This window comes from Cryobacterium sp. TMT1-19 (genome assembly GCF_004403055.1).
GTDB lineage: Bacteria > Actinomycetota > Actinomycetes > Actinomycetales > Microbacteriaceae > Cryobacterium > Cryobacterium sandaracinum.
Map to the genome: position 1 here is coordinate 1 of NZ_SOHB01000043.1, position 9,475 is coordinate 9,475.

At 65.3% G+C, this 9,475-nt stretch carries 9 protein-coding genes and 1 tRNA gene; 7 read left to right on the plus strand and 3 right to left on the minus strand.

Going from position 1 to position 9,475, the window contains the following annotated elements; all coding sequences use genetic code 11:
- Positions 1–220: 220 nt before the first annotated feature.
- Both E3T40_RS11935 and E3T40_RS11940 read right to left on the minus strand, forming a co-directional pair.
- Positions 221–985: a hypothetical protein gene (locus tag E3T40_RS11935; RefSeq protein WP_104169811.1), complete on the minus strand. Its 765-nt coding sequence runs from the start codon at positions 983–985 to the stop codon at positions 221–223.
- 89 nt (positions 986–1,074) lie between these two features.
- A tRNA-Gly gene (locus E3T40_RS11940) sits at positions 1,075–1,145 on the minus strand.
- A gap of 72 nt (positions 1,146–1,217) precedes the next feature.
- On the opposite strand from E3T40_RS11940, the gene dcd reads away from it, so the two are divergent.
- Positions 1,218–1,829 (plus strand): dCTP deaminase, encoded by a 612-nt coding sequence (gene dcd, locus E3T40_RS11945; RefSeq protein ID WP_134543744.1) that lies wholly within the window; start codon positions 1,218–1,220, stop codon positions 1,827–1,829.
- Between the two features lie 43 nt (positions 1,830–1,872).
- The gene (locus tag E3T40_RS11950) at positions 1,873–2,394 is read left to right on the plus strand and encodes a hypothetical protein (RefSeq protein ID WP_104169249.1); all 522 of its coding nucleotides are present in this window, start codon (positions 1,873–1,875) and stop codon (positions 2,392–2,394) included.
- Here the strand turns inward: E3T40_RS11950 and E3T40_RS11955 are convergent.
- Entirely contained in the window at positions 2,391–3,719 is a 1,329-nt protein-coding gene (locus tag E3T40_RS11955) for an MFS transporter (protein WP_104194758.1), read from the minus strand. The two genes, E3T40_RS11950 and E3T40_RS11955, sit on opposite strands and share 4 nt — an antisense overlap.
- A gap of 187 nt (positions 3,720–3,906) precedes the next feature.
- Between E3T40_RS11955 and dnaK the strand changes: the two genes are divergently transcribed.
- Genes dnaK through E3T40_RS11980 form a run of 5 tightly spaced genes read left to right on the plus strand, consistent with a single transcriptional unit; the run spans position 3,907 to position 8,995 of the window.
- Entirely contained in the window at positions 3,907–5,775 is a 1,869-nt protein-coding gene (gene dnaK / locus E3T40_RS11960; protein WP_134543747.1) for a molecular chaperone DnaK, read from the plus strand.
- Complete coding sequence (locus tag E3T40_RS11965) at positions 5,775–6,395, plus strand: nucleotide exchange factor GrpE (protein ID WP_104194759.1); 621 nt, start codon at positions 5,775–5,777, stop codon at positions 6,393–6,395. The genes dnaK and E3T40_RS11965 overlap by 1 nt, the downstream gene beginning before the upstream one ends.
- Complete coding sequence (locus E3T40_RS11970; RefSeq protein ID WP_104169253.1) at positions 6,388–7,395, plus strand: DnaJ C-terminal domain-containing protein; 1,008 nt, start codon at positions 6,388–6,390, stop codon at positions 7,393–7,395. Before E3T40_RS11965 ends, E3T40_RS11970 begins: the two co-directional genes overlap by 8 nt.
- 2 nt (positions 7,396–7,397) lie before the next feature.
- On the plus strand, positions 7,398–7,832 hold the full coding sequence (locus E3T40_RS11975) for a heat shock protein transcriptional repressor HspR (RefSeq protein ID WP_104099724.1): 435 nt from the start codon (positions 7,398–7,400) through the stop codon (positions 7,830–7,832).
- A 26-nt stretch (positions 7,833–7,858) separates the two neighbouring features.
- Positions 7,859–8,995 carry a class I SAM-dependent methyltransferase gene (locus E3T40_RS11980; RefSeq protein ID WP_104194760.1) on the plus strand — a complete coding sequence of 379 codons (1,137 nt, stop codon included), beginning with the start codon at positions 7,859–7,861 and terminating at the stop codon, positions 8,993–8,995.
- Positions 8,996–9,475: the final 480 nt, after the last annotated feature.

Here is a 9,475-nt window from a genome sequence, read left to right on the forward strand (position 1 = left end):
AAACACCCGCACCAGCCGGCCTCGTCGGGATCAATCACCTCCTCGACGAAACCACCACAAACTAACCCAAGTGACTCCACTCAGCTTGACATCGCCCGATCTCCGTCGAATTGGTGCGACGACGAACCCGGCGCTCCGCCGCTGAGGAACAAAGACCACGCGGGCTGTCGGATCGGAGCTATCGGGAGCCATGCAACCCAACGGGTTGGGATTCACTCAGTTAGCGGTCGAGCCCTGCCATGCGTTCCAGTGCGGCTCGCATGATCATCTGGGCCGGGTCGCCGATCACGTGATTGTTCAGGTACAGGCTCTCCGCCCATGACAGGACTTCCGCTTTGGTGAGCCCCACGGCCGACCAGTCCACCCCTGCTTCCGCGCGCGCTGTCGGTTCCCCGGTTTTCGGGTTCAGCCACACCCGTGCGATCGGGATATCCGGATCTTCGTGCTCCGGATTCCAGAGGAGCGCGATCGGGTGGTCAGATCCGTCGAGGTGATCGTCGGCGATGTGGCCGGAGCCGAGCCAGGGGAGCATCAGCTGCTCGCCCTCCAACTCCACGTCGATGATTTCGAGCGGGACCGGCCCGTAATCGCGGGAGTACACCGGCAGCCCCACATGGTGCCATTCGGCGGCCTCATCCGCGTCTTCCAGCAGATCCGGGAGGCGCGGTGCGACGTGCAGCACGAAGCCGGTCGCCCAGTCGACGAGGGCCTGGGTGTCGGCGGCCGGCCACGGACTGTCATCGCTCGAAGACCCGTCCGCGTTGTGGAAGTGGTACTCGACTCCTTCTTCCAGGATGTCCAGGTGGAACTCTCCGTCGTCGAAGCCGAGGAAGATGCCGGCGACCTGCTCCTCGTCGTCCCAGTCCGCGTCGAATTCCGGGTGCCGGAAACGCGGGGGCAGCGGGGGGATGTCCAGGGGCAGCACGCCGAGGTCGAGCACCACCCGCAGCACGGTGTTCGGCATACGCAGTGTCGGGTCGGTCATGGTCTCGACGATACCGGAGGCCGCCGACGTGGGGCAGCACAGAGCCGCATCACCGAGACGCATCACAGGACCGGGAAATATGACAAGTGAGCGGATGACGGGAATCGAACCCGCGCTATCAGCTTGGGAAGCTGAAGTTCTACCATTGAACTACATCCGCACGTCCGTCGCGCAGGCAAGCCCGCACCGGAACCGTGCCAGCATATCAAGTCCGCGCCGTTAGGCTGGAACCGTGCTGCTCTCGGATCGCGAAATCAAGGCTGAAATCAACGCGGAACGAATCCGTCTGGAGCCGTACCAGGCCGACATGATCCAGCCGTCGAGCATCGACGTGCGACTCGACGGTTTCTTCCGCCTCTTCGACAACCACAAGTACCCCTATATCGATCCGGCCGAAGACCAGCCCGATCTGACCCGGTTGATCGAGACCTCCGCGGGCGAACCGTTCATCCTGCACCCCGGTGAGTTCGTACTCGGGTCCACCTACGAGAAGGTCACCCTGCCCGACGACGTCGCCGCGCGGCTGGAGGGCAAGAGCTCGCTCGGCCGGCTCGGCCTGCTCACCCACTCGACCGCCGGCTTCATCGATCCCGGTTTCACCGGCCACGTGACGCTCGAGTTGAGCAACGTCGCCACCCTGCCGATCAAGCTGTGGCCCGGCATGAAGATCGGTCAGCTCTGCTTCTTCCGGCTGAGTTCGCCCGCCGAACGTCCCTACGGCTCAAGCGAATACAGCTCCCGCTACCAGGGCCAGCGCGGGCCGACTGCGTCGCGGTCGTTCCAGAACTTCCACTGCACGGATGTGCGGGAGGCCTCGACAGGATCGACCACCAGAGCCGAGTAGCCCGGTTCACACGCATGCAACACGCGCCCGGTAAAATCGGCCCATGACCACATCCGTGCCCAGCTTTGCCGAGGCGCTCGTCGCGCCGGGACCGACACCCGACTACCCGGGGCGGATGCGCCGCTTCGGCCAGCTGGTCGGCGCCTGGGCCGCCACCGGGTCCCGCCTCGACGAGACGACCGGCGAATGGACCGGGCGCGAATTCACCTGGATCGTCGACTTCGTGCTCGACGGGCGTGCGGTGCAAGACGTCGAGGTCGTCGTGAGCGACTCGCACCCGACCGGCTTCGAGACCGTCGCCACGGCCGTGCGAGTCTATGATTCCTACGCCGGCGTGTGGCGGGTCAGCTATTTCGCCCCGGCATCCGGCGAGTACTGCCACCTCGTGGCGACCCCCCACCGCAACGGCCTGCGCCAGGACGGCACGGGCACCGACGGCCGCCCGATCCGCTGGAACTTCGTCTCGATCACACCTGACGCCTACGCCTGGGAGGGCTGGGTCTCCAACGACGAAGGTTCCACCTGGGTGCTGGTCGAGCACAACGAGGCCACCCGCATCCGTTAGCCGACCTGGTCCTGGCGGGCCTTCACCGGCAGCAGGAGAAGCAGCCCCACGAGCAAAACCAACATGAGTCCGAGGATGCCCCAATAGGTTTCGCCGAAGATCGTCACCATCAGGGCGAACATGGTCGGCGCCAGAAAGCTCACCGCGCGGCCCGTCGTGGCGTAGAGCCCGAAGACCTCGCCCTCCCGGCCGGCCGGGATCAGGCGTGCCAGGAAGGTGCGGCTGGCCGACTGGGCCGGCCCGACGAAGAGCGTCAAGGCGAGGCCGGCGGTCCAGAACACGATCTGACCGCCGTCGTGCAGCAGGAATACGATGCTGCCGAACACGATCAGGCCGATCAGGGCGGTCACGATGATCGGCTTTGCGCCGACCCGGTCGTCAAGCGCGCCGGCGATGATGGTGGCCACGCCCGCCACGACATTGGCGGCGATAGCGAAGATGATCACCTCGCCGGGTGAGAATCCGAAGACGGATGCCGCGAGCACCCCGCCGAAGGTGAAAACCCCGGCCAGGCCGTCGCGGAAGATCGCGCTCGCGATCAGGAAGTACACCGTCTGGCGGCTGGTCTTCCAGAGCCGGATGATGTCTTGCCCGAGCACGATGTAAGAACGGAGGAAGCTCACCCGGGGCCGGCGCACCGCGGCGGGAGAACGGTATTCGGGAACCGAGAACAGCACCGGCAGGGCGAACAGGCCGAACCAGGCGGCCGCGATGAGCATCGTGACCCGCACCGAGAGGCCGTTCTCGCTGGTTACCCCGAACAGACCCACGTCGGGGCTGATGAAACCGAAGTACACGATGAGCAGCAGCATGATGCCGCCGATGTAGCCCATGCCCCAACCGAAACCGCTGACCCTGCCGATGGTGCGCGCGGTCGAGACCTGGGACAGCATGGCGTTGTAGTTGACGCTGGCGAACTCGAAGAAGACGTTGCCGGCGGCCACCAGAACGAGGCCGAGCAGCAGGAAGCTCGGTGACGCCTCCACGAAGAACATCGCCGCGGTGAGGCCCACCACGATGAACGTGTTGACGCCGAGCCACAGCTTGCGCCGCCCGGAGGTGTCCGAGCGCTGTCCGGTGATCGGGGCCAGCACGGCTACCAGCAAGCCGGCGAAAGCGAGGGCCCAGCCGAGCTGGGCGGAAATGACGTCTTTGTCGCCGAACGAGCTGCCCGTGATGTAGACGGTGAAGACGAAGGTGGTGACCACCGCATTAAACGCGGCAGAGCCCCAGTCCCAGAAGCTCCAGGCCACTACGCGGCGTCTGCTCGTTTTGTCTGGCAGCTCCCGGGCATCCGTGCTGCCCTGCTCCGCGATCCCGGTCATGCGCTGAGGCTAGTGGATGCGGGGGGCCGGAGACCATCGATTGCACGAAATCTCAAAGTTGAGTCGTTCACGCTCAACTCTCAGGTGCGTGGCTTGACTTTAGATTTGGGACACTGGCACACTTGAGCCAGCACCACTCAACTCTGTGAAATCGAGCTGAGAACATACTTTAAAGGAGAACGCACACATGGCCCGTGCAGTAGGCATCGACCTCGGAACCACCAACTCTGTGGTGGCCGTCCTCGAAGGTGGAGAACCCACCGTCATCGCAAACGCCGAAGGCTTCCGGACCACACCGTCCGTCGTCGCCTTCACCAAAGACGGCGAGGTGCTGGTCGGCGAGACCGCCAAGCGCCAGGCCGTCACCAACGTCGACCGCACCATCGCGTCGGTCAAGCGCCACATGGGCACCGACTGGAAAGTCGCCATCGACGACAAGAAGTTCACCCCGCAAGAAGTTTCGGCCCGCATCCTGGCCAAGCTCAAGCGCGATGCCGAGGCGTACCTGGGCGACAAGGTGACGGATGCCGTCATCACCGTTCCCGCGTACTTCAACGATGCCGAGCGCCAGGCCACCAAGGAGGCCGGCGAGATCTCCGGCCTTAACGTGCTGCGTATCATCAACGAGCCGACCGCGGCCGCACTTGCCTACGGCCTCGACCGTGGCAAGGAAGACGAGCTCATCCTGGTCTTCGACCTCGGCGGCGGAACCTTCGACGTCTCCCTCCTCGAGGTAGGCAAGGACGACGACTTCTCCACCATTCAGGTGCGGTCGACTGCCGGTGACAACCGCCTCGGCGGCGACGACTGGGATCAGCGCATCGTCGATCACCTGATCAAGAAGTTCAAGGAAACCACCGGCGTAGACGTCTCCAAGGACAAGATCGCCAAGCAGCGCCTCAAGGAAGCCGCCGAGCAGGCCAAGAAGGAACTCTCGAGCAGCATGTCGACGAGCATCCAGCTGCCGTACCTCTCCCTGACCGAGAATGGCCCGGCCAACCTCGACGAGACGCTTACCCGCGCCCAGTTCGAGAAGATGACCGAAGACCTGCTCGACCGCACGAAGAAGCCGTTCCAGGACGTCATCCGTGAAGCCGGGGTCAAGGTGGAAGATATCGCCCACGTCGTTCTCGTCGGTGGCTCCACCCGCATGCCCGCCGTGTACGAGCTCGTCAAGGCCGAGACCGGTGGCAAGGACCCGAACAAGGGCGTCAATCCGGACGAGGTCGTCGCCGTTGGCGCCGCACTGCAGGCCGGCGTGCTGAAGGGTGAGCGCAAAGATGTTCTGCTCATCGACGTCACCCCGCTGAGCCTCGGCATCGAGACCAAGGGCGGCATCATGACGCGCCTGATCGAGCGCAACACGGCCATCCCGACCAAGCGCAGCGAGACCTTCACCACAGCCGACGACAACCAGCCGTCCGTCGCGATCCAGGTCTTCCAAGGCGAGCGCGAGTTCACCCGCGACAACAAGAACCTCGGCACGTTCGAGCTGACCGGCATCGCGCCGGCCCCGCGCGGCATCCCGCAGGTTGAGGTTACCTTCGATCTCGACGCCAACGGCATCGTGCACGTGTCTGCCAAAGACAAGGGCACCGGCAAGGAACAGTCGATGACCATCACGGGCGGATCCTCGCTCGCGAAGGAAGACATCGAGCGCATGGTGCGCGAGGGCGAAGAGCACGCCGCCGAGGACAAGCGCCGTCGCGAGGCAGCCGAGACCCGCAACACGGCGGAGCAGCTCGCTTACTCGATCGAGAAGCTGATCAAGGAGAACGACGAGAAGCTGCCCGAGGACGTGAAGTCCGAGGTTCAGGCCGACGTCGACGCCCTCAAGGCCGCTCTCGTCGGCGACGACGATGCGGCCGTGAAGACGGCCTTCGACAAGCTCAACGAGAGCCAGGGCAAGCTCGGCGAGGCCATCTACAAGACCAGCCAGGCGGATGCCGCGGCCGGTGCCCCAACCGACTCCGAGCCGACCGCCGACGCGGCCGGCTCGGACGAAGACGTGGTTGACGCCGAGGTCGTCGACGACGAAGACGAGGTCAAGAAGTAATGGCAGACGACAACAAGCGTCCTGGCGACGAGCCGTTTGACGAGGGGGCATCCACTGAGGGTGCCCCCGGGGCCGACGCCGAGGCGGAAGCCGAAGGTGTGAGTGTCGAGGACATCGACGAGGTGTCCGCCGAGGGTATCGAAGAGGACGAGCTGACGGTCCAAGACATCCTGGATGCCGCCACGCGGGAAGTCGATGAGCTCACGAGCGAGCACCTGGCCGACCTCAAGCGGGTCACCGCGGAGTACGCCAACTACCGTCGCCGCACCGAGGCCAACCGCGAGGTCGAGCGTGAGCGCGTCACCGTGGATGTCGTCAAGGGCCTGATTCCCGTGCTCGACGATCTCGACCGCGCTGAGAAGCACGGCGACCTGGTCGAAGACTCGGCGTTCAGCACGATCGCCGCAAAACTGCGGGGGAGCGTCGAGCGCCTGGGCGTGAAGTCCTTTGGCACGGTCGGCGAACCGTTCGATCCGACCATCCACGAGGCGATCTTCCAGCTGCCCACCGCGGGCATCGAGTCGGAGACCGTCGGTGACGTGATCGAGACCGGCTACTTCCTCGGCTCGTCGCTCCTGCGCGTGGCCAAGGTCGTCGTGCAGGTACCGAGCGATGGCTAGCCAGGACTGGTTCGATAAGGACTTTTACAAGGTCCTGGGTGTGTCAAAGGACGTCACCCCGGCCGAGCTGAAGAAGGCCTATCGCAAGCTCGCCCGCAAGTACCACCCGGACTCCAATCCGGGCAACCCTGCGGCCGAGGCGACGTTCAAGGAGATCAGCGAGGCACACTCGGTGATCGGTGACCCTGCCCAACGCAAGGAATACGATGCTGTGCGCGCGATGGGCGGTGGGGCCCGCTTCACCGCCCCACGCCCCGGTGGCGGGCAGGCCGGAGGCTTCGACGATGTCTTCGGAGGCATGTTCGGTGGGGGCGCGCGGCAACAACAGCCCGGCTACTCCTATGAGCGGGGCGGTTTCGACGACCTCCTCGGCGGCATGTTCGGCCGCGGTCAGGGTGGCGGCGGTTTCGGTACCTCGAGCGGCGGGTTCCGCGGCTACGGCGGGCCGACTCGCGGCCGCGACGTGATCGCGTCGACAACGGTCGACTTCATCACGGCCACGCACGGTGACCAGATCACCCTGCAAACGCAGGATGGCCGCGCCATCAAGGTGAAGATCCCGGCCGGGGTGGCCGACGGGCAGAAGATCAAGCTCCGCGGCCAGGGGCAGCACAGCCCCGACGGCGGCGAGTCCGGCGACATCGTACTCACGGTGAACGTGCGCAAGCACCCGGTCTTCGAACGCGACGGGCTGAACCTGCGGGTCTCCGTGCCGGTCACGTTCGTCGAGGCCGCGCTCGGCGCCACTATCGAGGTGCCGACGTTGGGCGGAGCGCCGGTCAAACTGCGCATCGCCCCGGGCACCCCGAGCGGGCGCGTGCTGCGCGTCAAGGGGCGTGGCGTCGTGACGCCCAAGGGCACCGGGGACCTGCTGGCGGAGGTTCAGGTTGCCGTTCCGTCTCATCTGTCGAAGGACGCCGAGGAAAAACTCGCGGCCTTCGCGGAAGCACTGCCGAAGGAGAATCCGCGCGACGAACTCCTCGCGAAGGCGAGAGACTGACGGTGGACGAGAACACCCGGGTTTTCGTAATCTCGATGGCCGCCGAGCTTGCGGGCATGCACCCGCAAACGCTGCGCCAATACGATCGCCTGGGACTGGTGAGTCCCGACCGCACCCCCGGTCGGTCTCGCCGGTACTCGATGCGGGATGTGGCCAAGCTCCGCGAGATCGCGGAGCTCGGTGCCGAGGGTGTGAGCCTGGAAGGCATCCGTCGCATCATTGACCTCGAGGACCACGTGCGCACGCTCGAATCGCGGCTGCGCGAATTGGAGTCTGCGCTGGCCGATGAACTGCTCAACCGTCCGGGCCGCCGCGTCTTCGCGGCCGGCTCGGCCGGTGAGGTCATCTCGATGCGGGCCGGTACGCGCACGCGCCGGTCCAACCAGATCGTGATCTGGCGCCCCCTGGGTTCCCGCCCGATCGGCGACGAGAAGTAGCCGCACCTGCGGGCTAGCCTGAGGCAATGCCTGATTTTTCCTTTGACCGCCTGCGGCGTTTCCCCGACGTGGAAGCGGACAATCTCTTCGCCGTGGATGCGAGCGACCGCCTGATCCTCGACGAGGCGGCGGGCGTGCTGGCCGAGGCAGGATCCGGCGAGGTCGTGGTGATCGAGGACCGCTATGGCGCCCTCACCCTGGGCGCGGCCGCACTGGCCGGGGCCCGGGGAATCCGGGTGCACCAGGATGTCCTCTCCGGGGAGTTGGCCCTCGCCCTGAATGCGGCCGACGCCGGACTCGTCGATTCCTACCGCTCTTTCATCCTGGGCGAAGAACTGCTGGCGAACGCGCGGGTGGTACTGATCCAGCTGCCGCGCAGTCTGGCGGCGCTCGATGAGTTCGCCGACGCCATCCGTCGTTTCGCGGCACCGGATGTGGTGGTGATCGCCGGCGGACGCATCAAGCACATGACGCCGACCATGAACGCGGTGCTCCGCCGGCACTTCGGCGAGCTGCAGGTCTCGTCGGCCCGGCAGAAGTCGCGGGTACTCAGGGCAGCGGCCTCGATAGCCTCCGCAACTCAGCCGACGATGTCCACCTGGCCGAATTGTGTGGAGCACGCTGACCTGGGACTCACGATCTGCGCCCACGGGGCTGCGTTTGCCGGCGCGACCGTCGATATCGGGACGCGCTACCTGCTTGAGTTCCTTGATCGTATGAAAACGGATGCTCGGAGCGCCATCGACCTCGGCTGCGGCACCGGGGTGCTCGCCGCCACCCTCGCCCGACGCCGTCCCGCCCTGCGGGTGACCGCCACCGACCAGTCGGCCGCGGCCGTCGCCTCAGCGCGGGCCACCATGGTGGCCAATGCGCTTGCCGACCGGGTCACGGTCGTGCGGGATGACGCGCTCCAGAGCCAACCGGATGCCTCGGCCGAACTGATTGTGCTGAACCCGCCCTTTCACATCGGCTCGTCGGTCCATGCCGGCATAGCCCTGAAACTGTTCGAGGATGCCGGACGAGTGTTGCAGCCCGGTGGTGAACTGTGGAGTGTGTGGAACACCCACCTCGGTTATCGCCCCGCGCTGACGCGATTGGTCGGGCCGACACACCAGGTCGGTCGGAACGCCAAGTTCACCGTCACGGTCTCGACCGGACGCTGAGACGCGCCGGACCGCCGTGAGGCCCGCACCTGGGGGCTTGCGCCAGGGCGCCGGAGCCGACACGCCCGGGATGCGGGAGGGAGTTGCGCACCCCCAGAATTCACCGTAATGTCTCTCTAGTCACCCCACAGGTGCGGAAAGCCGCAGAGCTTCCCGGCCTCAAGTGGGACGAAGATTTTAGTTTTTTCTCGAATATCCTCCCGCCTAGGGAGCGTTCGAGTTCAAACCAAGATAATATCTTTCTTCGGCTGGTCGTCAAGTCGCGTATGTAGATTATTTCGAATCGCTCTGGTGCACTCGAAATCGACTGCTTTCCGTTATTTGACAGAGATTAGTCGGGTAGGTACGTTATACAAGTTGCCTCGAAGCGACAGCCCGTGTGGCCTGAAGTCGAGTGCGTCCGATCCTTGAGAACTCAACAGCGTGCACAATGTCAAATGCCAAAAACCTCGGCCGTAGGGCTCCTTTCTAGGGGGTACC

What these genes read in the sequence shown, in the direction of transcription:
- E3T40_RS11935 (WP_104169811.1), bottom strand. Translation starts at nt 985, where the DNA reads ATGACCGACCCGACACTGCGTATGCCGAACACCGTGCTGCGGGTGGTG.
- E3T40_RS11950 (WP_104169249.1), top strand. Translation starts at nt 1,873, where the DNA reads ATGACCACATCCGTGCCCAGCTTTGCCGAGGCGCTCGTCGCGCCGGGA.
- E3T40_RS11955 (WP_104194758.1), bottom strand. Translation starts at nt 3,719, where the DNA reads ATGACCGGGATCGCGGAGCAGGGCAGCACGGATGCCCGGGAGCTGCCA.
- dnaK (WP_134543747.1), top strand. Translation starts at nt 3,907, where the DNA reads ATGGCCCGTGCAGTAGGCATCGACCTCGGAACCACCAACTCTGTGGTG.
- E3T40_RS11965 (WP_104194759.1), top strand. Translation starts at nt 5,775, where the DNA reads ATGGCAGACGACAACAAGCGTCCTGGCGACGAGCCGTTTGACGAGGGG.
- E3T40_RS11970 (WP_104169253.1), top strand. Translation starts at nt 6,388, where the DNA reads ATGGCTAGCCAGGACTGGTTCGATAAGGACTTTTACAAGGTCCTGGGT.
- E3T40_RS11980 (WP_104194760.1), top strand. Translation starts at nt 7,859, where the DNA reads ATGCCTGATTTTTCCTTTGACCGCCTGCGGCGTTTCCCCGACGTGGAA.